The following is a 21,254-nucleotide window of genomic DNA, read 5'->3' on the forward strand; positions in this document are numbered from 1 at the left end:
TCACATGCCCATCGGCGGCGGGCCCATCGGCCCCCCGCGGGAGGACGACTGCGCCGCGGCCGGGTCGCCCACCACCACCCGCTCGCCATCCGCCAGGCCGCCGAGGATCTCGGCGCTGACATGGTTGTTGATGCCGACCCGCACCCAGCGCGGCCGTGGCCGGCCGTCGGCGCCGAGCACGCGCAGCCGGTAGCGGCCGTCGTCGCCGCGCGCGCCCAGGGCGGCCGCCGGCACGGTCAGCGCGCCGCGGTGCGCCGCCACCGTGACCGCCACCTGCGCGGTCATCGAGATGCGCAGCTTGCCCTGCGGGTTGGGCACGTCGAACTGGCCGTAGTAGTAGATCGCCGAGCTGGAAGTACTGCTGCTCGACGAACTCGAACCGGTCGACGTCGACGCGCTGCTGCTACTGGTGGCGGTACTGGTGCTCGACATCGATTCCGGGCCCGGCTCGATCGAGGCCAGCCGCGTGCGGTAGGGCTGGTCGGGCTCGCCCAGCACGGTGAACGAAACCGGCATGCCGGGCTTGACCCGCAGCACGTCCGCCTCGGAGATCTCGGCCATCACGGTCATGGTGCCGAGGTCGGCCAGCGTGACCAGGGTCGGCGCCGACTGCGCCGCGTTGACGGTCTGGCCGGCCTGCACCGGCACTGCCACCACGGTGCCGTCCATCGGCGCCACGATGCGCGTGTAGCCGAGGTTCACCGTGGCCGTGTCGACGGCGATGCGGGCCTGCTCGATCTGGGCGTCGAGCGAGGCGATGCCCGCGCGCGTGCTGTCCAGCAGGGCCCTGGCGCTGTCGTAGTCGGCCCGGCTGCCCGCATCCTGCGACAGCATGACTTCCTGCCGCGCGAAGGCCAGCTCGTACTGCTGGAGCAGCGCTGCCTTGGCGGCGCGCTGCGCCTGCACGTCGCGCAGCGCCGCGCGGGCGTTCTTCAGGGTGTTCTGCTGCGTCAGCGAATCGATCTCCGCCAGCAGTTCGCCGCGCTTGACCTGCTGGCCCACCGACACCGCGAGCGTCTTGATCTGGCCTGACACCTGCGCGCCCACGTAGACCTGCCGCGCCGCCTTGATGATGCCGCTGGCGAGCACGGTGTCCTCGATGTCGGCGCGTACCGCGGCGGCGCTCAGGTAGGCCGGCGGCTGCGGGCGGCCGCGCCAGGCGAACGCCGCGCCGGCGAGCAGCAGCACCGCGCCGGCCGCCGCCGGCCAGCGCCAGCGCGGCTGCGCCAGGATCTTCGGCATCCGTCTCATGCGCCACCACCCAGGACCTGGTAAAGCGTGACCAGGTTGTCCTGCCACGCCAGTTGCAGCGAGATGTCGTCCTGCTGCGCGCTGTACCAGCTGCGCTGCGACGTCAGCACCGTGGTGTAGGACTCGACGCCGGCGCGGTAGCGCGCCAGCGACAGCTCATAGGCCGCCTGCGCCGACGCCACCAGGCGCTGCTGCGCCGTGCGCCGGTCGGCCATGGTGGCGCGCACGGCGAGCGCGTCGGCCACCTCCTTGAAGGCGTTCTGCACCGCTTTCTGGTACTGCGCCACGGCGATGCGCTGCGCCACCTTGGCCGATTCCAGCGAGGCGCGCAGCGCGCCGCCGTCGAAGATGGGCAGGTTGACGCTGGGCGCGAAGCTCCAGTAGCCGGTGCCCGCCTTGAACAGGCTCGACAGGCCGGCGCTGGCGGTGCCGCCGGCCGCGGTCAGCGTGATGGTGGGAAACAGCGCGGCGCGCGCGGCACCGATGTCGGCATCGGCCCCGCGCAGGGTCTGCTCCGCCTCCACCACGTCGGGACGCGCCAGCAGGACCGTGGAAGGCAGCCCGGCATCGATCTCCTTGCCCGCCGCGACCGCCGTCACCGCTTCCACGCCGGCCGGCGGCGCCAGTTCCACCGGCACCGGCACGCCCAGCAGCAGCGCCAGCGCGTTCTCGTCCTGCGCCACCTGGGCGGCATACCTGGCGACGTCGCCCTGGGCCGCAGCGACCGACTGCTCGGCCTGCTTCACATCCACGGCCGAAGCCGTGCCCAGCGCGGCGCTGCCGCGCGTGATCTCGTAGGAAGCCTGCTGGCTGGCCAGCGTGCCCTGTGCCAGCCGCTCCAGCGCGCGGTCGGAGGCCCAGGCCAGGTAGGCGCTGGCGACATTGGCCACCAGCGTGATCTGGGCCGCGCGGCGCGCCGCTTCCGTGTTCAGGTAGCTGGCCAGCGCCGCGTCCTTCAGGCTGCGCACGCGGCCGAACAGGTCCAGCTCGTAGCTGGAGGTGCCCAGCGTGGCGGTGTACTCGTGCGAAACCGTGGCGGCACCGCTCGACGACAGGCCGGCCGGCGTGCGCGTGGCGGTGCCGCTGCCGCCCGCCGACAGGGTCGGCAGCAGCGCGGCGCGCTGGATGCGGTAGGCGGCGCGGGCCTTCTCGATTTGGAGCACCGCGACACGCAGGTCGCGGTTGTTCTCCAGCGCGATGGCGATCAGCTTGCGCAGCCTGGCGTCGGTGAAGTAGTCCTGCCAGGGCGTCTCGGCCGGCATCAGGCGCTGCTGCGCGGCGGTGGCGGTGGCCGCGGCGGCTGGGAACGTCGACGGCACGGCGCTCTCGGGCTGCTGGTACGCCGGCGCCAGCGTGGTGCAGCCGGCCAGCGCCAGGAGCGCGGCGGCCAGCGCGGCCGCGGCGTGGCGGCGGTACCCCGGCGCCACGGGCACGACGGCCGCGGCGGGCACGATTCGCTCGATGGTCTTGGTGGGCATGGGCATGGGCATGGTCATGATCCGATCCGCGCTGCCGCCTGGGCCGTGGCGGCGCGCTCGCGCCGCCGCCCCAGCCAGCCGGCGACGAGGGTGTAGAACAGCGGGGCGTAGACGATCCCCAGCACGGTGGCGGCCGCCATGCCGCCGATGACGCCGGTGCCGATGGCGTGCTGGCTGGCCGAGCCGGCACCATGGCTGACAGCCAGCGGCACCACGCCCAGGATGAAGGCCAGCGAGGTCATCAGGATGGGGCGCAGGCGCATGCGCGCCGCCGCCAGCGTGGCGGGCAGCAGCGCCTCGCCGGCTTCGTGGCGGGCCTTGGCGAACTCGACGATGAGGATCGCGTTCTTCGCCGTCAGGCCGATGGTGGTGAGCAGGCCGACCTGGAAATAGACATCGTTGGAGAGTCCGCGCAGGGTGGCCGCCAGCAGCGCGCCGAGCACGCCCAGCGGCACCACCAGCATCACCGAGAACGGGATCGACCAGCTCTCGTACAGCGCGGCCAGGCACAGGAAGACCACCAGCACGGATACCGCGTACAGGGCCGGCGCCTGCGAGCCGGACAGCCGCTCCTCGTAGGACAGGCCGGTCCATTCGGCACCGATGCCGGCGGGCAGCTGCTTGACCAGGCGCTCCAGTGCCGCCATGGCATCGCCGCTGGCGTACCCGGGCGCGGCGCTGCCGACGATCTCGATCGACGACAGGCCGTTGTAGCGCTCCAGCCTGGGCGCGCCATAGGTCCAGGCGGCCGTGGCGAAGGCCGAGAACGGCACCATCCCGCCGCTGCTGTTGCGCACATACCATTGGGCGATGTCCGCGGGCTGCATGCGGCTGGACGGCTCGCCCTGCAGGTAGACCTTCTTGACGCGGCCCTCGTGCAGGAAATCGTTGACGTAGGCGCCGCCCCAGGCCGTCGACAGCACATCGTTGACGTCGGCCACCGCAACGCCCAGCGCGCCCGCCTTGGCGAAGTCGACCGACAGCTGCACCTGCGGCGTATCGTCGAGGCCGTTGGCCCGCACGCCGGCCAGCGCCGGCTCCTTGGCCGCGGCGGCCAGCAGCGCGTCGCGCGCGGCCACCAGCTTGTCGTGGCCGAGGCCGCCGCTGTCCTGCAGTTCCAGGTCGAAGCCGCTGGCATTGCCCAGGCCCTGCACCGCCGGCGGCATCATGGCGAACACGCGCGCGTCGCGCAGGCCGGCAAAGGCGCGGTTGGCGCGCGCCGCCACCTCCGCCGCGCCCTGCCCGGCGCCGCGCGCGCTCCAGTCCTTGAGCTTGACGAAGGCCATGGCGACGTTCTCGCCGCTGCCGGCGAAGCTGAAGCCGGCCACGCCGAACACCGACTCGACCGCGCCCGCCTCGTGCTGCAGGTAGTAGCGCTCCACCTGCTCGAGCGCCGCCACGCTGCGCGCCTGGGTGGCGCCGGCCGGGAGCTGCACCGAGGTCATGATGATGCCCTGGTCCTCGTCGGGCAGGAAGGAAGTCGGCAGGTGCAGCAGCGCCGCCACCATCACCGCGCCCAGCACGGCGAACACGGCCAGCCAGCGGCGCGGGCGCGTCAGCACGCGGCGCACGCCGCCCTGGTAGCCGGCGGCACCGCGCGAGAAGGCGCGGTTGAACCAGCCGAAGAAGCCGCCGCCCGCGCCGTCACCGCCACCGTGCCCGCCCGCGTGCGGCGCCGGCGCGCGCAGCAGCGTGGCGCACAGCGCCGGCGTCAGCACCAGCGCCACCAGCACCGACAGCGCCATGGCGGACACCATGGTCACGGAGAACTGGCGGTAGATCACCCCGGTCGAGCCGCCGAAGAAGGCCATCGGCACGAATACCGCGGCCAGCACCAGGGCGATGCCGACCAGCGCGCCGGTGATCTGCGGCATCGAGCGGCGTGTGGCCTCGCGCGGCGACAGGCCTTCCTCGGTCATCACCCGCTCGACGTTCTCCACCACCACGATGGCATCGTCCACCAGCAGGCCGATCGCCAGCACCATGCCGAACATGGTCAGCGTGTTGATGGAGAAGCCCAGTGCCGCCAGCACGCCGAAGGTACCCAGCAGCACCACCGGCACGGCGATGGTCGGGATCAGGGTGGCGCGCAGGTTCTGCAGGAACAGGTACATCACCAGGAACACCAGCACGATGGCCTCGGCCAGGGTCTTGATCACCTCCTCGATCGAGATCTTGACGAAGGGCGTGGTGTCGTAGGGATAGACGACCTCGACGTCGGCGGGCAGCTCGAGCTGCGCCAGCCGCGCCTTGACCGCGTTGGCGGTCTTCAGCGCGTTGGCGCCGGTGGCCAGCTTGACGGCCAGCCCGGTGGCCGGCTTGCCGTTGAAGCGCGACACGGAGTCATAGCTCTCGCTGCCGATCTCCACGCGCGCCACATCAGCCAGCCGCACCTCCGAGCCGTCGCTATTGGTCTTCAGCAGGATGCGGCGGAACTGCCCGGGGGTCTGCAGCCGGCTCTGCGCCGTCACCGTGGCCTGCACCTGCTGGCCGGCCAGCGCCGGCGCGGCGCCCACCGAGCCGGCCGAGACCTGGGTGTTCTGCGCCTGCAGCGCGCTGGTCACGTCGGCGGGCTCCAGCGCGTACTGCTGCAGCCTGGCCGGGTCGAGCCAGATGCGCATGGCGTACTGCGCGCCGAACAGCTGCACGTCGCCCACGCCGTCGACGCGCGCGATCGGGTCCTGCACGTGGGCGGCGACGAAGTCGGAGAGGTCGGCCTGGCCGAGCTTGCCGGTACGGGAGACAAAACCGGCGATCAGCAGGAAGCTCGACGAAGCCTTGGTCACCGTCACGCCCTGCTGGCGCACCGCGGTGGGCAGCAGCGGCTCGGCCAGCTGCAGCTTGTTCTGCACCTGCACCTGGGCGATGTCGGGGTTGGTGCCGGCATTGAAGGTCAGCGTGATCCTGGCATTGCCCGCCGAGTCGCTGGTCGAGGCCATGTAGCGCAGGTTGTCGATGCCCTTCATCTTCTGCTCGATCACCTGGGTGACGCTGTCCTCGATGGTCTTGGCGGAGGCGCCGGCATAGGTGGCGGAGATCGAGACGGAGGGAGGCGCGATGTCGGGATACTGCGCCACCGGCAGGGTGGTGATCGAAAGCGCGCCGGCGAGCGCGATCACCAGGGCGATGACCCAGGCGAAGACCGGACGGTCGATGAAGAAGCTGGCCATCGCTTACCTCGCCGCGGTGACGGTGGCGGCCGCGCCGGCGGCCGGGCTGGCGGAGGGCACGGACGCGGCGTCCTGGCGGACGGGGTCAGCGGCGATAGCGGGGGCAGCGGCGGCGGCTTCCACCGCCTTCACCTGCATGCCGTCGCGCACCGTCTGCAGGCTGTCGACCAGCACCTTGTCGCCGCTGGCGAGGCCGCCGGCGACCAGCGCGTCGTTGCCGGCGTTACCGGCGGCCCCGGCGTTACCGCGCACCGTGACGGCGCGGGTCGCGACGCGCCCGCCGGCGTCGACCACCTTGACCGAGGCATTGCCCTTGGCATCGCGCGCCAGCGCGAGCTGCGGCACCTTGATGGCCTGCTCGTCCACCCCCTCCTGCAGCAGCGCGCGCACGTACATGTTCGGCAGCAGCAGGCCGTCAGGATTGGGAAAGGTGGCGCGCAGCGTCACGGTGCCGGTGGTCTCGGAGACCGTGACGTCGGTGAAGGCCAGCCGGCCCGCGTGCGGGTAGAGGCTGCCATCTTCCAGGCGCAGCCGGACCTCGGCGCCATCGCCGGCCTGGCGCAGCCTGCCGGCGGCCAGTTCCTTCTTGAGGCGCAGCAGCTCGGCGCTCGACTGCGTCACGTCGACGTAGACGGCCGAGAGGTCGTTGATGGTGGCCAGCGCGCTGTCCTGGCTGGCGGTCACCAGTGCGCCGGCGGTCACGCTCGACTTGCCGATGCGCCCCGAGATCGGCGCCTGGATGCGGGTGCGCTCCAGGTCGATGCGGGCGCTGCGCAGCGCGGCGCGGTCCGACACCACGGCGCCGGCGGCCGACTTGGCGCTGGCCACCGCGTCGTCGTAGTCCTGGCGGCTCACGCCCTGGATCTTGAGCAGGCCGGCATAGCGCTCGGCCTTGGCCTGGGCGGTGGCCAGCGTGGCCTCGGCCTGGGTCAGCGTGCCGCTGGCGTTGTCGACAGCGGTACGGTAGGTCGCATCGTCGATCTCGTACAGCACGTCGCCCGCCTTGACCATGGCGCCCTCGGTGAAGCGGCGCTGGCGCACGATGCCGCTGATCTGCGGCCGCACCTCGGCGCTCTGCACGGCGGACACGCGGCCCGGCAGCTCGCTGGTCACGGCGGCCGGCGCCGCGCGCACGGTCACCACGCTGACCTCGGGCACGGCGGCGGCCTGTGGCGGTGGCGCCTGGCGGCCGCAGGCGGCCAGCGCGGCGGCCAGGCACAGGGCCACGGCCAGCCCCCCGGTACGGCGCGGGTGCCCGCGCTGCGGCAGGGATTGGGGAAGCACTTCGGGGCGGTGCCCGACGAGGAATGCTGGGCCGCGATGCGAGGGCTCGCGGGTGCCGCGCCGGCCACCCGGCCCGGACGGGAATATCATGCCTTGACTCCGGTCTGCGCGCGATCGTGCGCCATGGCCAGATTGTCCCGAGAGCGCGCCGTCGCAGGGGTAAGCAGCCGGCAAGCAAGGTGTAAAGAAGGTGTAAAGGCGGGTGACGGCAGGTCACGGCGCATTGCCGGCGCCCGGGCCGCCACCCATAATGGCGCCGCATGGGGGCCATATGAACGGCCCCCTGACGAGACCCGAATGTGAAGATCCTGCTCATCGACGACGACGCCGAACTGTGTGCCATGCTGGCCGAATACCTGGGAGCCGAAGGCTTCGAGGTCACGGTATGCGGCAACGGCGAAGCCGGCACCGAGGCCGCCGTGAGCGGCGCCTACGACGCCGTGGTGCTCGACATCATGCTGCCGCGCATGAGCGGCATCGACGTGCTGCGCGCGATCCGCCAGCGCGCCGCCGTGCCCGTGCTCATGCTCACCGCCAAGGGCAGCGACGTGGACCGCGTGGTGGGCCTGGAACTGGGCGCGGACGACTACCTGCCCAAACCCTGCTATCCGCGCGAGCTGGTGGCGCGGCTGCGTGCCGTGCTGCGCCGCACGCAGCACGGCGGCGGCATGCCGGGAACGGGACAGGGACAGGGCGGGCCGGGCCAGGGCACGGGGCCGGCGGACCAGCTGGCGGCGGCCGGCGTGGTCCTGCAGCCGGCGCAGCGCATCGCCCGCTTCGCCGACACCTTGCTGGAACTGACCGTGACCGAGTTCAACCTGCTCGAATACCTGCTGCGCAACGTCGACCGCGCCATCTCCAAGGACGAGCTCTCCGAGCGCATCCTGGGCCGCGCGCGCGAAGCCTACGACCGCAGCGTCGACGTGCACATCGGCAAGCTGCGGCAGAAGCTGGCGGCGGCCGGCGGCCCCGACCACCTGATCGCCACGGTGTGGGGTTTCGGCTACCGGCTCGAATCCCGGCCGGTGGCCTGAGCGGCCGCCCGTCCACGACCCGCGCGGAGCGCACATGCCCATGGGACGCTTGTTCTGGAAGATCCTGCTCGGCTTCTGGCTGACGCTGGTCGCCGTCGCCGGCGGCACCGGCCTGTGGTTCACGCTGCAGCGCGCGCACCCGCCGCAGGATGCCGCGCTCGGTGCGCTGGCCGCGCGCACCAGCGAAGCCGTGGTGCGCAGCGCGGCCACCACGCTGTCCCTGGGCGGCACGGATGCGCTATCGCGCTGGCTGGCCACGCTTGACCCTGACCAGCGCCGCCATTTCTCGGTGCAGGAAGACGAGACGCCAGCCCCGTCGGAGACTCCGGCGCAGGCCCCGTCGCCGCCCGCGCCCGGCGCGGTCACGGTGGAACGCGGCGAACTGCTGGCCCCGCAAGCCACCATCCGCGCCGCCGCGCCCGACGGACGGCGCTACCGGCTGCAGTACCGCGAGACCGTCGAGGGCCTGCCCTACGAGGGCGACCCCGGCCCGCCGCCCGAGCTGCTGATCTCCTGCCTGCTCGGCAGCCTGGCCTTCAGCGCCCTGCTGGCGTGGTACCTGACCTCGCCGATCCGGCGCCTGAGCCGCGCCTTCGACCGTTTCGCCGCCGGCGACCTGGGTGAGCGCGCGGCGCCCGCAGTGGGCAGCCGCCGCGACGAGGTGGCCGATCTCGCGCGCGACTTCGACCAGATGGCCGAGCGCATCCAGGGCCTGATCGCCGAACGCGAGCGCCTGCTGCACAACGTTTCGCACGAACTGCGCTCGCCGCTGGCGCGCCTGCACGTAGCGGTCGACCTGGCGCGGCAGGATCCCGCCAGGACCGCCGGCGCGCTGGCACGCATCGAGCGCGAGGCCGAACGCCTGAACACCCTGGTCGGCGAGCTGCTGACCCTGTCGCGCATCGAGCACGGCAGCCTGGAGCTGGACGCCTATTTCGATCCGCGCGCGCTGTGCGCCGCCGTGGTCGAGGATGCCGGCTTCGAGGGCTCCGCGAGCGGCAAGGCGATCCTGCTGGAAAGCGGCGCCGCGCTGGGCGGCACCGGCGAGGCGCCCGCCGCGCTGATGCGCGGCAACCCGGAACTGCTGCGCCGGGCCATCGAGAACGTGGTACGCAATGCGCTGCATGTGAGCGCCGAAGGCGTGCCGGTGGAGGTCCGCTTCACACGCGATGCCGCCACGCAGACCTACGCCATCACGGTCAGCGACCGCGGGCCGGGCGTGCCGCCGGAGGCGCTCAAGACGATGTTCGAGCCCTTCGTGCAGGCGCACGACGGGCAGCGCGAAGGCTTCGGCCTGGGCCTGGCCATCGCCAGCCGCGCGGTGGCGGCCCATGGCGGCACCATGCAAGCCGCCAACCGCAGCGGCGGCGGCCTGGCCGTGACCATCCGCGTGCCGATGTGCGACGAGGCCGCTTAGCAGGCATGCGCGGCGCGCTCAGCCCGCTGCCGGCAGGGACAGGTCACCGGGCGGCTGCGCCGCCGGGCCCGCTTCGACCGCGTCGGGCCACGGTGTCAGGATCTCGTAGCCGTCCCGCGTCACCACCACCATATGCTCCCACTGGGCGGACAGGGAACGGTCCCGCGTCACTACCGTCCAGCCGTCGGATAACTGCTGCGTCTCTGCCCGGCCGGCGTTGAGCATCGGCTCGATGGTGAAGATCATGCCGGGAGAAAGCCGCAGGCCGGTGCCGGGACGGCCGTAGTGCAGCACCTGGGGCTCGTCGTGGTAGATCCGCCCGATGCCGTGGCCGCAGTATTCGCGCACCACGCCGAAACCCTCGCGCCGCGCCACCGACTGGATCGCATGGCCGATGTCGCCCAGGGTCGCGCCCGGGCGCACCGCCTCGATGCCGGCCATCATCGCCTCCAGCGTGGTGCGGACCAGGCGCTGCGCCAGCGCGCTTGGCTGGCCCACGATGAACATGCGGCTGGTGTCGCCGTACCAGCCGTCCTTCTCGATGGCGATGTCGAGGTTGACGATATCGCCGTCCTTCAGCACCTGCCCGGAGGGAATGCCGTGGCAGACCACGTGGTTGACCGAGGCGCACAAGGTCTTCGGATAGCCGTGGTAGCCGACATTGGCGGGCCGGGCCTGCAGGACCTCGACGATGTAGTCGTGGCAGAAACGGTCCAGGTCGTCGGTCGTCGCGCCCGCCTTGACCCGCGGCGCGACGGCTGCCAGCACCTGGGCCGCGAGCCCGCCGGCCCGGCGTGCCATGGCAACGGCGGAGGGGGGATGGAGAGGAACCCGCGCGGAACGCACCATCACGCCGCCCTCGCTTCGCCGGCGCCGTCCGCCGCGGTGCCGCCCTCGGCTTCCGCCTCGACCAGCATGCGGCAGATCTCGGCATAGCTCAGGGTCGGATTGAGTTCGGCCAGCATGCCGATGCGGAGCCAGTGCTCCGCCTGGGCGTTGACGGAACGGCTCAGTGCGCCGCTGGCCTGGCGCAGGGACGCGTGCATGGCGTCCGAGATCTTGACGATGCCCATGGCAGGTTGGGTATATACGATTTATAACGTTTCGTATATTAGCAGCACAGCGCCTCCGGCGCCACAGCATCCGCGCGCCCCGCCCCTCCTCATCACCGGTGGCGCTTGCGTCGCGGCACCGTTCCGCGCTAAAGTCGCGGCCGATTGCATGCAATTTTGTATGCAAAATATGAACACAAAATAATCCAGGAGACAGTCACCATGGAGCTTGCCCAGCAAGTCTTTCCCAATCTGCTCAACGGGCTCGAGTGGTCCGGCTGCGCGCTGGCCATGAGCGGTTCGCTGCTGGTCGCGCTGCACAACAAGGCCTCGCGCTGGGGCTGGATCTCCTATCTGTGTTCCAACCTGGTCTGGAGCGCCTTCGCACTGGTCACCGGCACCTACGGGCTGTTCGTCCAGCAGCTCGGCTTCACCGCCACCAGCCTGTACGGCTTGTACCGTCACACGCAGTACCACCGCGACCTGGACGCCGGCAAGCAGCCGGCATGATCCGGCGCGGGCCGGCGCGGGCCACCTTGGCCGGCCAGCCGGTCAGCAGCCGGTCAGCCGGCCAGGCCGCGCGCCAGCATCACCAGCTGGAGCGCCGCGAAGCCGCCCAGCACCAGCGCCGAACCGCGCCGGATCCAGCGCATCCGGGCCGGGCTGACCGCGTGGCGCAGCCGCGCCACGCACGCCACCAGCACCAGCCACCAGGCCGCCGAGCCGGCGAACACCCCGGCCACCATCCACGCGGGCGAGGCTGCACCGACGGCGGCGGCCAGCGTCGAGAAGATGGCCACGAAGGAAAGGATGGTGGCCGGATTGGCCAGCGTCAGCGCGAAGGTGGCCGCAAAAATCCCCAGGGGCCGCCCACGCCCCGGCCGCGCCACCGCACCGCCCGCGCCGGCGCCTCCTCGCCAGGTTCCCCACGCCAGCCATAGCAGGAACAGGGCGCCGCCCAGGCCCAGCGCCACGCGCGCGCCGGACAGCAGCGCGATCAGCGCGCTCACGCCCCAGGCCCCCAGCGCGCCATAGAGCGCATCCGCACTGGCCGCGCCAAGGCCGGCCGCCAGGCCGGCCCGCGGCCCCTGCTCCAAGGTCCGCTGGATGCAGAGCAGGCCGATCGGGCCGACCGGCGCGGCGATCGACAGGCCGATCAGCGCGGCCTTGGCAAACAATATCGGGTTCGTCATGTCCATGCGGCCAGTCTAGCGAACGCCACTTTCAACATGAATCGCCATTTTTAGGCAAAACTACGGTTTGGCCTGAATTTTTTCCGGCGATCCGCCATGAAGCCGAAACAGCCCGAAATCGATGACAAGTCCTGGCGCCTGCTGGGCGTCCTGCAGGCCGACGCGCGCTGCCCGTTGAAAACCGCCGCGGCGGCCGCCGGCCTGTCGATCCCGGCGGCGGCCGAGCGCGTGCGCAAGCTCGAGGAGGCCGGCATCATCCGCGGCTACCACGCCGACATCTCGCCTGCCGCTGCCGGCTACGGCATCCAGGCGGTGATCGGCATCACAGCTCCGCAACCCCAAAAGCGCAAGCTGCTCGACCTGCTCGGCCGCTCGCCGCAGGTGCTCGAATGCCTGCACGTCACGGGGGCCGACTCCTACCTGCTGCGCGTGGTGGCGGCCGACATCGCCGAATTGGAACAATTCATCGGCACCATCAACGGCTATGGCGAGACACGCACTTCGATCGTCATGTCAGAGCCGCTGCCCCGGCGCGGCCTGCAAAGGCCCTGACCGTGCCATGGCGGCGACCCTGCCCGGGAGCGGGCGGGCACGCGGCCCGACCGCACGCGCCCCGCACTCCCGGACCTCCGCGCTGAGCGGGACCAGGATTGCGGCCCTGCCGCCTTGCGCGCCGCTGCCACGCCCACCGCCGGCCGGCGCGGCGAAGGAACGGCCCTGCCCTGCCGCCTCCCGCGCGGAAGCGGTGCATCACCACGTCCCCGGACGCATCCGTGGCGGCGGCAGCCGCGCGGCCCGGCGCCCGGCCGGTAGTTTCCGCAGTCCACTCCGAACCGAGGAACGGTCCATGAACGCCCAAGCCGCGAACATCATCTCCCTGCGCAAGCCCGCCCCGGCGCGCGACACCCCCCCTCTGCCGGAGTGGATCCAGGCACGCATGCGACGGCATTTCGACGACCGGCTGGGCCGGCTCTGGGGTGGCGACCACCTGCTGCACGGCCGCGTGCCCGGCGCCGACGCCCTCTACCTGAACAGCAACGACTATCTCTGCCTGCTCGGCGAGCGGGCGCTGGTGCGGGCCCAGGCGCGCACGCTGCTGCGCGGCGAGCGCGAACTGCTGATGTCGACCGTGTTCCAGCACGGCGACACGCCGCAACGCCGCGCCGAACGTCGCCTGGCAGCGCTGATGCAGGCCGAGGACGGACTGATCGCCCAGTCCGGCTGGGCCGCCAACGTCGGCCTGGTGCAGTGCATCGCCGGCCCGGGCATCCCGGTCTACATCGATATGAATGGCCATGCCTCGCTATGGGAAGGCATCACCGCGGCCGGTGCCCAGGCGGTGCCGATCCGCCACAATGACGTCGACCACCTGCGGCGCCAGGTGGAACGCCTGGGGCCGGGCGTGATCCTGGCCGACTCCGTGTACAGCACCACCGGCGCCGTCGCGCCGCTGGCCGGGCTGGCCGATGTCGCCCAGGCCAGCGGATCGGTGCTGGTGGTGGACGAATCACACTCGCTCGGCACGCACGGACCGGGCGGCGCGGGCCTGGTGGCCGCGCTCGGACTGGGCGCGCGGGTGCATTTCCGTACCGCCTCGCTGGCCAAGGCCTTCGGCGGACGGGCCGGCTTCATCGCCTGCTCGCCGCAGTTCAAGGACTTCTTCGCGGTCGAGGCGCGGCCGGCCATCTTCAGCTCCGGCCTGCTGCGGCACGAGATCGCCTGGTTCGAAGCCGCCGCCGACTTCATCGCCGCCGCCGACGAGCGGCGCGCCCGCCTGCACGCGATCACGCGCAGCACGCGCGACGCCATCGCCGCGCTCGGCTACAACATCAGCGACGGCAGCGAACAGATCATCGGGCTCGAGGCCGGCTCGGAACCCCAGGTCATGCGGCTGCGCGACGCGCTGCAGGCTCGCGGTATTTTCGGCTCGGTCTTCTGCGCTCCCGCAACCCCCAGGAATCGGGCATTGATGCGCCTTACCCTGCATGCCAAACTGACGGCCGCGGAAATCGAGCGCCTGCTCGGTGTGCTGGCCGAGATCCGCGACGAGGTGCGGCTCGACCAATGGTCGTCGACGCGGCGCGCCCGCCGCGCCGTGCCGGGCATGCCTGGCACGCAGCCGCCGGCGCAATCGCTCGCTGCCTGACGGCGCGGGCGGCCGTGCCGGCCGGCGCTCGGTCATGCGGTCATGCGGTCATGCGGTCATGCGGCAGAACCAAGATCGTCATAGAACGGTCACTGTACGGTCACAATGTGACAAGGCAGCAAGACGGAACGATGCGCTGCCATACGGGAAAATCGGCACACAGGATGAACAAGACGCATCAGCGCAAGCACAGCGGCGGGGCCTGGACCGGGCGCTTCGCGCGGGCCTGGCAGGCCGTGTTCGATACGGCCGCGCGCGCGGCGCTGCTCGACGAGGAGAGCGTGGCGCGGCTGCGCCGCATCCAGCTGGTGGGGATGCTGGGTGTCGTCGGCCATCCGCTCTACTACTGGATCTGGAGCCATGTCTTCCCGCAGCGCTACGAAAACCTCGGGCTGCGGCTGCTGTGCACCGCCCTGTTCATTCCGCTGCTGTTCGCTTCGCGCCTGTCGCGGCACGGCTGGCTCTCGCCCTACGCCCTGTTCGCCATCACGGTCGGCCTGCCCTTCGCCTTCGTCTTCTTCTACCTGGAGAACGCCGGCGCGCTGGCCTGGGCGGAATCGGTGCTGATCGCGGTGGTGATCCTGTACCACTTCAGTACCGCCTTCGCCACCATCTCCCTGCTGAGCGGCACCGCCGCCGCGGTGGCGGTGTTCCTGCTGGGCGGCAACTCCATGGCCAGCATCCCATGGGACGCGGTGCTGCTGCAGCTGCCCATCCTGGCCTTCGTGATCGCCGTGCTGTTCGTCATCAAGATCGACCGCCAGGTGCTGGTCGAGCAGAAGCAGCGCGGCATGGCGGCGGCACTGGCCACGGTGGCGCACGAGCTGCGCACGCCGCTGACCAGCCTGGCCATGACGGTCGACGGCATCCGCGCGCGGCTGCCGCGCGTCCTGCCCGCCACCGACCCGCAGCTGCCGGTCCTGCTGGAGGCGGCCGAGCGCATGCGCGCCGACCTCGCCCACGTGCACAACAGCATCGAGCTGCTGGTGGCCAATTCCAAGGACCCGCTCGCCGCCACCAAGGCCCTGTTCGACCCGGGCACGGCGATCCACGAGGCCATCGCGCGCTTTCCCTTCGAGCCGGGCCACGCCCGCCTGGTCCGCATCGAGGGCTGCGAGCCCATGCAGGTACTGGGCAATGCGCAGCTGTTCGAACTGGTCATCACCAACCTGACCAAGAACGCGCTCGAAGCCATCCGGCGCGCCGGCAAGGGCGAGATCCACGTGTGCTGCGCCATCACCGGCGACAGCATCGAAGTGGTGTTCCGCGACACCGCCACGGGCGTGCCGCCGCACGTGCTCAAGCAGATGTTCCAGCCCTTCTTCTCCTACCCGGCCCACCGCGGCACCGGCATCGGCCTGGCCTTCTGCCGCAACGTGCTGCGCAGCTGGGGCGCGTCCATCTCCTGCGACTCGGTGGAGCACGAGTACACCGAGTTCCGCATCCGCTTTCCGCGCCCGGAGCTGCGCGCCGAACTGCTGGTCGGCCTGCACCATTGAGGCGCCGGCACCTTGGCATGGCGGGTGCCGCCGCGCCAGCGCGCGCGGCGGCACCGGGCACGCCTCAGGCCGTGCCGCGCCGGTGCGTGCCGCCGCCGACGCTCTGCCCGGCATCGGGCGCCATGCGCCAGTAGCCCCACATCGACACCAGTGTCAGCACGCCGGCGAAGAGGAAGGCCAGGCGGAAGTCGGCCAGCGTGAAGGCGCGCCCCGCCTCCTCGCCGTGGATCAGCGCCGCCGCGCGCAGCGACACCGCGCCATAGGCGATGCCCAGCCCGATCGTCATCTGCGCCGCCGCGCTCCACAAGGTGCTGGCGGCGCTGGTCTGCGCCGGCGGCACGTCGGCATAGGCCAGCGTGGCCAGCGTCGAGAACTGCATCGAGCGCGCCACGCCGTAGACGAAGACCACGATCAGCACCCAGGCCAGCGGCGTCTGCGGCGTCAGCATGCCGCAGGCGATGGTGAAGACACCGGCCACCGCCACGTCGACGATCGAGACCAGGCGGAAGCCCCAGCGCCGCAGGATGCGCGTGGTCAGTGCCTTCATGCCCAGGTTGCCGAGCGCGCTGGCCAGCAGCAGCAGGCCCGACTGGAAGGCCGACAGGCCGAAGCCGATCTGGAACAGCAGCGGCATCAGGTAGGGCACCGCGCCGATGCCGATGCGCGTCAGCGAGCCGGTCACCACCGTCACCGAGAAGGTGGGGATCTTCAAGGTGGAGACGTCGATGAGCGGATGCGGATGGCGCGCCGCGTGGCGATAGGCGACCCAGCCCAGCAGCAGGCCGCCCAGCACGCAGCCGGCCGCCACCCACACGCCGGCACCCGGCTGGCTGGCCAGCTCGGCACCGTACAGCACCGCGGTCAGCGCTGCGCCGCTGAGCACCAGCCCGGCCACGTCGAGCGGGCGGCGCTCGCTGCCGCGCAGGTTGGGCACCAGCATGGCCACCGCCACCAGCACCGCCAGGCCGAACGGCACGTTGAGCAGGAAGATCCAGCGCCACGACGCGTAGGTGGTGATGAAACCGCCCACCGGCGGCCCCACCACGGGTGCCACGATAGCCGGCCAGGTGATGGTGGAGATGGCGCGCATCAGGCCGCTCTTGTCGGTGCTGCGCACCACGATCATCCGCCCCACCGGCACCATCATCGCCCCGCCCAGGCCCTGCAGCACGCGCGCCGCGGTGAACTGCACCACGTCCTGCGACAGCCCGCACAGCACCGAGGCCACGGTGAAGATCACCACCGCGCTGAAGAACACGGTGCGCGAACCGCAGCGGTCGGCCACCCAGCCGCTGGCCGGGATGAAGGTGGCCAGCGCCAGCATGTAGGCGGTCATGCCCAGGCTGAGGCTGTTGGGGCCGACGCCGAAGGAGTGCGCCATCTGCGGCAGCGCGGTGGCGATCACCGTGGTGTCGAGGTACTCCATGAAGAAGGTGGCCGCCACGATATAGGGCAGCCAGCCGCTGACGGCGCCGCCGCGCCCTGCGCTCCTCTCAGCCATGCCCGCTCTCCCGCGCCGGGTGCCGCGCCGGGTGCCGCGCCGGTTGCCGCGCCTGATGCCGGGCGCCGCGCGCCGTCATGCGCCGCCCTCTGCGTAGAGGCGGTCGAGGCGGTCGTACAGCGGCTTGTCGACCAGGCGCTGGCGCTCGCCGAAGGGGATCACCAGCGCAGGATCCTCGTCCAGGCGGCCCTGCGCGGCGAGCTGGCCGAGCGCGCGCTGCATGCCCAGCACCGCGCCCTGCAGCGCCGCGTTGGCGTACAGCACGATGCCGTAGCCCAGCTTGGCCAGCGCCTCGCGCGACTGCACCGGTGTCTTGCCGCCGATGACGATATTGATCAGCTGCGGCGCGGTGAACAGCCCCGGCAGGCGTTCGATGTCGGCCAGCGACTCGGTGGCCTCGATGAACAGGATGTCCGCGCCCGCCTCCAGGAAGCGGTGGCCGCGCTCGATGGCGTCCTCGATGCCGTGCACCGCGGCGGCGTCGGTGCGCGCGATGATCTGCAGGTTGGCATCCTCGCGCGCGTCGACCGCGGCGCGGATCTTGCCGACCATCTCGCCGGCGCCGATCACCTCCTTGCCGGCGAAGTGGCCGCACTTCTTCGGCATCACCTGGTCCTCGAACTGGATCGCGTCGGCGCCGCTGCGTTCCAGCGTGCGCACCGTGTGGCGCACGTTGAGCGCGTTGCCGAAACCGGTGTCGGCATCGACGATCAGCGGCAGCGCGACCGCGTCGCGCACGCGCGCGGTGTGCTCGGCGATCTCCGCCAGGCCGATGAAGCCGAGGTCGGGCAGGCCGAGCGACATATTGGTGACACCGGCGCCGGTCAGGTAGAGCGCCTCGAAGCCGGCGTCGGCGATCACGCGCGCACTGAGCGCATTGAAGGCGCCGGGCACCAGCAGGCCACGGCGCTCGGCGACCTTGGCGCGGAAAGCGGCACGGCGTTGGGCGGAAGACGAAGACATGATGGAAATTCCTGTGGAGGGAAGAAGCCCGCGTTTTGCGAGAATCGTGCCAGTCGGCCCGGCCACGCGCCGCGGCCCCCGGCAGGCCAGTCAAATCAAGGACTTGCGCGCCGCGCGGGCGGCGTACGCGCAACGGCGCCTCATGGCAGAATGTTCCACCGTTTCAAGAAACGCAAGCTGGAACGTTCCAGCCTGGAACGCTCCGGCTCCCACCCTTTCCAGCGACCGCCCGCATGGACTCCGACCTGCCCCGCCACGCCGCCTCCCCGTCCCCCGCCACGCCCCCGGGCGACCGCCCAGGCGTCGCGCTGGTCAGCATCAGCCGCCTGCAGACCCTGTGCGAAAGCGTGGCGCCGCGCTACGCGGACCGCGCCCGCTTCCTCTCCGTGCGCGCCGGCTACGGCGCCGCGGTGGCGGCATTGCAGGCGCACGTGGAAGCCGGCAGCGTCGACGTGGTGCTGGCCGCCGGCTCCAACGGCGCCTACCTGCGCGACAACCTCAACGTGCCGGTGGTGATGGTCAAGGTCAACGGCTTCGACGTGCTGCGCGCCATCACCCAGGCGGTGGCCGCCTGGCCCGGCGCCGACATCGGCCTGGTGCTGCACGAATCCATCTCCAAGGAGCTGGCCGCGCTCGGCGCCTGGCTCAACGTCGGCCTCCGGCAGCGCGCCTACCGCTCCATCGACGAGGTGCGCACCGCGGTGGACGCACTGGCCGCCGAGGGCTGCAGCGTCATCATCGGCCCCGGCATGGCCTGCGACTTCGCCCAGCAGGCCGGCCTGGAAAGCGTCTTCCTCTATTCGCTGGGGGCGGTGGAAGAGGCGTTCGAGCGCTCGGTGGAGCTGGCCCGCGTGAGCCGGCAGAAGGAGTCCAAGCGGGTGCGCCTGAACACCATCGTGGCCCACCTGCGCGATGGCGTGGCCGCCTTCGACGGCAACGGCCAGCTCGAGGCCGTCAACCCCGCCATGCTGGAACTGCTGGGCCTGGCGCGCGAAGCCGAGGTACCGGCACGGCTCGCACAGGTGGCCGGCTCGCTGCTGCGCGAGGCCGGCGAACAGGGCACGGCCATCGTCGAGCGCATCGAACAGATCGACGGGCGCGCGCTGATCGTCAATTGCATGCCCATCGTGGAACACGGACAGCGCGCCGGCTCGGTGGTGACCGCGCAGGATGCGCTGGTGGCGCAGCGTGTCGACCGTTCCTTGCGCACCAGCCAGCGCCCCAAGCACCTGGTGGCGCGCCACGGGCTCGACGACCTGGCGGGCGCGTCGCCGGCGCTGGAGCGGGTGCGGCGGCTGGCACGCGCTGCCGCCGCGCACGACGCCACCGTGCTGCTCAGCGGCGAGAGCGGCACCGGCAAGGAACTGGTGGCCCAGGGCATCCACAACGCCAGCCGCCGGCGCGGCAATCCCTTCGTCGCCTTCAACTGCGCGGCGCTGCCCGAAGGACTGATCGAAAGCGAACTGTTCGGCCACGAGGAAGGCGCCTTCACCGGCGCGCGGCGCGGCGGCAAGCCGGGGCTGTTCGAGATCGCCCACACCGGCACCATCTTCCTCGACGAGATCGGCGAAATGCCCGCCGCGCTGCAGAGCCGCCTGCTGCGCGTGCTGCAGGAGCGCGAGGTGATGAAACTGGGCTCGGGCCGCGCCACCCCCATCGACGTGCGCGTGATCGCCGCCACCCACCGCGACCTGCACGCGCTGGTGGCCCAGGGCAGCTTCCGCGCCGACCTGTATTTCCGTCTCAACCTGCTGCCGATCCGGCTGCCGGCACTGCGCGAGCGCCGCGAGGACCTGCCGCTGCTGGCGCACCACCTGCTGGCGCGCGCCGCCTCGCAGTACGGCCTGGCACGCGCAGGCAGGCAGCGCGTGCTGGACTTCCTCGCCCCGCTGTTCGACGGCTACGACTGGCCCGGCAACGTGCGCGAACTGGAGAACCTGCTGGCGCGCGCGGCCATCTACCTGCACGCCCCCGGCGCCGCGCTGGACGAGGAGGCACGCGAGGCCTTCCCGGAATTCGGGCGCATGACCGGGCAGGCGGCGAGCGAAAGCGGCGCGGCAAGCCCGCCCGCCCCCGAGGCACGCGCGCCCGTCACGCGCGAAGCGGTGCTGCAGGCGCTGGCGCGCCACGGCGGCAACCGCGCCGCCGCCAGCCGCGAGCTGGGCATCGGGCGCACCACGCTGTGGCGGCTGATGAAGGGATAGCCGCGCTGCCTGGCGGGGATGGACCGGGCGCGCGTGCCGAACAGCGCGTTCAGAAGATGGTTGAACATGGTGATTACCTGTGCTGAGCCGGCGTGCTCCGGACCGGGGCCGGGGCCTGGACCTGCGCCGCCTTCGCCACGAAGATCCGCTCGGGAACCCGCGGGTTGCGCAGCTCCAGCGCCTCCAGTGGCCCGCGGCCGACCGCTGCGCGCAGCTCGAAGCGGATCGGATAGACCATGTGGGCCGGAGCCGCGAGCCGCCCGGCGCGTGGCAGCAGGCTCTCGGGACTCTCAGGGTTGTCCGCCCCGGCCGCCGCGGCGCTGTCACCCGGGCCCGCTGCCTCCGTGTCAGGGACGGCCTGGAAGGTGAGCTGGACGGTCGCGCTGTCGATGGGCGTCACCTGCGCATGCTCCAGCATGCGCACCCAGGCCCAGACGCCTTCGGTCTCGTAGTGCTTGTTGGTGCCGGCGCGCTCCGTCTATGGGGTCGAGCTGGGTGGGCTCAGCCATGGGTTCCTCCCGTCGCGGATGCCTTGGGTTGGTTGCGCCTCAATTCCTCGACAAGCGGCGTGGCCAGGTTCTCCATGGCCGCACCGAAGGCGCCGGGCCTGTCCTTAGTCTCGGCGAGGATCTTCTGGATCGCGGGGTGTTGATCGAACTTCGGATTCATCAAGAGGGTGTAGTCGACATATTGCTCAAGATCCTGCGTATCGGCAAACCGGTACTTAGTCCAGCCCTCTGCAGCAATCTTTGTCGTTCTGCGGAATGCGACCCAGTCCTCAAGCGTGTCGTGGAAAACCTTACCCTGCTTCGTCAGCAGCCACGTATCAATGTCTGAGTAAAAGATCCTCGTACCTCGCAGATCCGTACGGAATTCGAATTCAATATGATCGCGGGGTAGAAGTGCAAGCCAAGCACGCGCTCGCCGAGCCCTCCTTTCACCTTGGTTGGCGGAAAGTGGGCCTGGCTAGTCTTTTGAATCTTCTTGATTGGCTCGTGCGCGTCAACTGACCGAATGGCCTCGACAGCAGCCGATCGACCGTAAGCAGAAGAGAGAGATAAA

General features: G+C 71.4%; 18 protein-coding genes. 7 read left to right on the forward strand and 11 right to left on the reverse strand.

The genetic code is table 11. The features are described 5' to 3' along the window. The 4 genes from BKK79_RS22140 to BKK79_RS22155 are packed head-to-tail and all read right to left on the reverse strand — an operon-like array spanning nt 1 to nt 7,273. A complete protein-coding gene (locus BKK79_RS22140; RefSeq protein ID WP_071018649.1) occupies nt 1-1,242 on the reverse strand; it encodes an efflux RND transporter periplasmic adaptor subunit in 1,242 nt (413 codons plus the stop codon). A gap of 5 nt (nt 1,243-1,247) precedes the next feature. Continuing rightward, nucleotides 1,248-2,747, reverse strand: a complete 1,500-nt coding sequence (locus BKK79_RS22145; protein WP_232346429.1) for an efflux transporter outer membrane subunit — start codon at nt 2,745-2,747, stop codon at nt 1,248-1,250. Beyond that, nucleotides 2,744-5,899, reverse strand: a complete 3,156-nt coding sequence (locus BKK79_RS22150) for an efflux RND transporter permease subunit (protein WP_071038805.1) — start codon at nt 5,897-5,899, stop codon at nt 2,744-2,746. The genes BKK79_RS22145 and BKK79_RS22150 overlap by 4 nt, the downstream gene beginning before the upstream one ends. 3 nt (nt 5,900-5,902) lie before the next feature. Next, nucleotides 5,903-7,273 carry an efflux RND transporter periplasmic adaptor subunit gene (locus tag BKK79_RS22155; protein WP_084085052.1) on the reverse strand — a complete coding sequence of 457 codons (1,371 nt, stop codon included), beginning with the start codon at nt 7,271-7,273 and terminating at the stop codon, nt 5,903-5,905. 209 nt (nt 7,274-7,482) lie between these two features. Between BKK79_RS22155 and BKK79_RS22160 the strand changes: the two genes are divergently transcribed. Both BKK79_RS22160 and BKK79_RS22165 read left to right on the forward strand, forming a co-directional pair. Further along, nucleotides 7,483-8,217 (forward strand): response regulator transcription factor, encoded by a 735-nt coding sequence (locus tag BKK79_RS22160; RefSeq protein WP_071038806.1) that lies wholly within the window; start codon nt 7,483-7,485, stop codon nt 8,215-8,217. A 40-nt stretch (nt 8,218-8,257) separates the two neighbouring features. Further along, nucleotides 8,258-9,634 (forward strand): ATP-binding protein, encoded by a 1,377-nt coding sequence (locus BKK79_RS22165; RefSeq protein ID WP_071040293.1) that lies wholly within the window; start codon nt 8,258-8,260, stop codon nt 9,632-9,634. An 18-nt stretch (nt 9,635-9,652) separates the two neighbouring features. On the opposite strand, the gene map is transcribed toward BKK79_RS22165, so the two are convergent. Both map and BKK79_RS22175 read right to left on the reverse strand, forming a co-directional pair. Further along, the gene (gene map, locus BKK79_RS22170) at nt 9,653-10,483 is read right to left on the reverse strand and encodes a type I methionyl aminopeptidase (protein WP_071018643.1); all 831 of its coding nucleotides are present in this window, start codon (nt 10,481-10,483) and stop codon (nt 9,653-9,655) included. After that, on the reverse strand, nt 10,483-10,707 hold the full coding sequence (locus tag BKK79_RS22175; RefSeq protein WP_071018641.1) for a ParD-like family protein: 225 nt from the start codon (nt 10,705-10,707) through the stop codon (nt 10,483-10,485). The genes map and BKK79_RS22175 overlap by 1 nt, the downstream gene beginning before the upstream one ends. A gap of 201 nt (nt 10,708-10,908) precedes the next feature. Between BKK79_RS22175 and BKK79_RS22180 the strand changes: the two genes are divergently transcribed. Next, nucleotides 10,909-11,196, forward strand: a complete 288-nt coding sequence (locus BKK79_RS22180; RefSeq protein WP_071018639.1) for a nicotinamide mononucleotide transporter — start codon at nt 10,909-10,911, stop codon at nt 11,194-11,196. 53 nt (nt 11,197-11,249) lie between these two features. Here BKK79_RS22180 and BKK79_RS22185 read toward each other — a convergent pair whose 3' ends face one another. Continuing rightward, nucleotides 11,250-11,885, reverse strand: coding sequence for a LysE family transporter (locus BKK79_RS22185; RefSeq protein ID WP_198173388.1), 636 nt, complete (start codon nt 11,883-11,885; stop codon nt 11,250-11,252). A 90-nt stretch (nt 11,886-11,975) separates the two neighbouring features. Here BKK79_RS22185 and BKK79_RS22190 point away from each other — a divergent pair, with 90 nt between their 5' ends. From BKK79_RS22190 to BKK79_RS22200, 3 genes are all read left to right on the forward strand, one after another. Continuing rightward, nucleotides 11,976-12,431, forward strand: coding sequence for an Lrp/AsnC family transcriptional regulator (locus BKK79_RS22190; protein ID WP_071018637.1), 456 nt, complete (start codon nt 11,976-11,978; stop codon nt 12,429-12,431). A 295-nt stretch (nt 12,432-12,726) separates the two neighbouring features. Continuing rightward, on the forward strand, nt 12,727-14,025 hold the full coding sequence (gene cqsA / locus BKK79_RS22195) for an alpha-hydroxyketone-type quorum-sensing autoinducer synthase (protein WP_071038807.1): 1,299 nt from the start codon (nt 12,727-12,729) through the stop codon (nt 14,023-14,025). A 164-nt stretch (nt 14,026-14,189) separates the two neighbouring features. After that, entirely contained in the window at nt 14,190-15,524 is a 1,335-nt protein-coding gene (locus BKK79_RS22200) for a sensor histidine kinase (protein ID WP_071038808.1), read from the forward strand. A 64-nt stretch (nt 15,525-15,588) separates the two neighbouring features. Here BKK79_RS22200 and BKK79_RS22205 read toward each other — a convergent pair whose 3' ends face one another. After that, nucleotides 15,589-17,025 carry an MFS transporter gene (locus tag BKK79_RS22205; RefSeq protein ID WP_071018632.1) on the reverse strand — a complete coding sequence of 479 codons (1,437 nt, stop codon included), beginning with the start codon at nt 17,023-17,025 and terminating at the stop codon, nt 15,589-15,591. 75 nt (nt 17,026-17,100) lie between these two features. Beyond that, on the reverse strand, nt 17,101-17,988 hold the full coding sequence (locus tag BKK79_RS22210) for an isocitrate lyase/PEP mutase family protein (protein ID WP_071018630.1): 888 nt from the start codon (nt 17,986-17,988) through the stop codon (nt 17,101-17,103). A gap of 233 nt (nt 17,989-18,221) precedes the next feature. On the opposite strand from BKK79_RS22210, the gene prpR reads away from it, so the two are divergent. Next, the gene (prpR, locus tag BKK79_RS22215; protein ID WP_071038809.1) at nt 18,222-20,192 is read left to right on the forward strand and encodes a propionate catabolism operon regulatory protein PrpR; all 1,971 of its coding nucleotides are present in this window, start codon (nt 18,222-18,224) and stop codon (nt 20,190-20,192) included. 73 nt (nt 20,193-20,265) lie between these two features. Here the strand turns inward: prpR and BKK79_RS22220 are convergent, their stop codons facing one another. Both BKK79_RS22220 and BKK79_RS41625 read right to left on the reverse strand, forming a co-directional pair. Further along, nucleotides 20,266-20,592: a hypothetical protein gene (locus tag BKK79_RS22220; RefSeq protein WP_198173389.1), complete on the reverse strand. Its 327-nt coding sequence runs from the start codon at nt 20,590-20,592 to the stop codon at nt 20,266-20,268. A 101-nt stretch (nt 20,593-20,693) separates the two neighbouring features. Then, nucleotides 20,694-20,861, reverse strand: a complete 168-nt coding sequence (locus BKK79_RS41625) for a hypothetical protein (protein WP_232346430.1) — start codon at nt 20,859-20,861, stop codon at nt 20,694-20,696. Nucleotides 20,862-21,254 lie beyond the last annotated feature (393 nt).

This window comes from Cupriavidus sp. USMAA2-4, from assembly GCF_001854305.1.
Taxonomy (GTDB): domain Bacteria; phylum Pseudomonadota; class Gammaproteobacteria; order Burkholderiales; family Burkholderiaceae; genus Cupriavidus; species Cupriavidus malaysiensis.

Excerpts from the sequence above, each read along its gene's own strand:
- BKK79_RS22140 (WP_071018649.1), bottom strand. The coding sequence starts at position 1,242 with ATGCCGAAGATCCTGGCGCAGCCGCGCTGGCGCTGGCCGGCGGCGGCC.
- BKK79_RS22145 (WP_232346429.1), bottom strand. The coding sequence starts at position 2,747 with ATGACCATGCCCATGCCCATGCCCACCAAGACCATCGAGCGAATCGTG.
- BKK79_RS22150 (WP_071038805.1), bottom strand. The coding sequence starts at position 5,899 with ATGGCCAGCTTCTTCATCGACCGTCCGGTCTTCGCCTGGGTCATCGCC.
- BKK79_RS22155 (WP_084085052.1), bottom strand. The coding sequence starts at position 7,273 with ATGATATTCCCGTCCGGGCCGGGTGGCCGGCGCGGCACCCGCGAGCCC.
- BKK79_RS22165 (WP_071040293.1), top strand. The coding sequence starts at position 8,258 with ATGGGACGCTTGTTCTGGAAGATCCTGCTCGGCTTCTGGCTGACGCTG.
- map (WP_071018643.1), bottom strand. The coding sequence starts at position 10,483 with ATGGTGCGTTCCGCGCGGGTTCCTCTCCATCCCCCCTCCGCCGTTGCC.
- BKK79_RS22175 (WP_071018641.1), bottom strand. The coding sequence starts at position 10,707 with ATGGGCATCGTCAAGATCTCGGACGCCATGCACGCGTCCCTGCGCCAG.
- BKK79_RS22180 (WP_071018639.1), top strand. The coding sequence starts at position 10,909 with ATGGAGCTTGCCCAGCAAGTCTTTCCCAATCTGCTCAACGGGCTCGAG.
- BKK79_RS22185 (WP_198173388.1), bottom strand. The coding sequence starts at position 11,885 with ATGGACATGACGAACCCGATATTGTTTGCCAAGGCCGCGCTGATCGGC.
- BKK79_RS22190 (WP_071018637.1), top strand. The coding sequence starts at position 11,976 with ATGAAGCCGAAACAGCCCGAAATCGATGACAAGTCCTGGCGCCTGCTG.
- cqsA (WP_071038807.1), top strand. The coding sequence starts at position 12,727 with ATGAACGCCCAAGCCGCGAACATCATCTCCCTGCGCAAGCCCGCCCCG.
- BKK79_RS22200 (WP_071038808.1), top strand. The coding sequence starts at position 14,190 with ATGAACAAGACGCATCAGCGCAAGCACAGCGGCGGGGCCTGGACCGGG.
- BKK79_RS22205 (WP_071018632.1), bottom strand. The coding sequence starts at position 17,025 with ATGGCTGAGAGGAGCGCAGGGCGCGGCGGCGCCGTCAGCGGCTGGCTG.
- BKK79_RS22210 (WP_071018630.1), bottom strand. The coding sequence starts at position 17,988 with ATGTCTTCGTCTTCCGCCCAACGCCGTGCCGCTTTCCGCGCCAAGGTC.
- prpR (WP_071038809.1), top strand. The coding sequence starts at position 18,222 with ATGGACTCCGACCTGCCCCGCCACGCCGCCTCCCCGTCCCCCGCCACG.
- BKK79_RS41625 (WP_232346430.1), bottom strand. The coding sequence starts at position 20,861 with ATGAATCCGAAGTTCGATCAACACCCCGCGATCCAGAAGATCCTCGCC.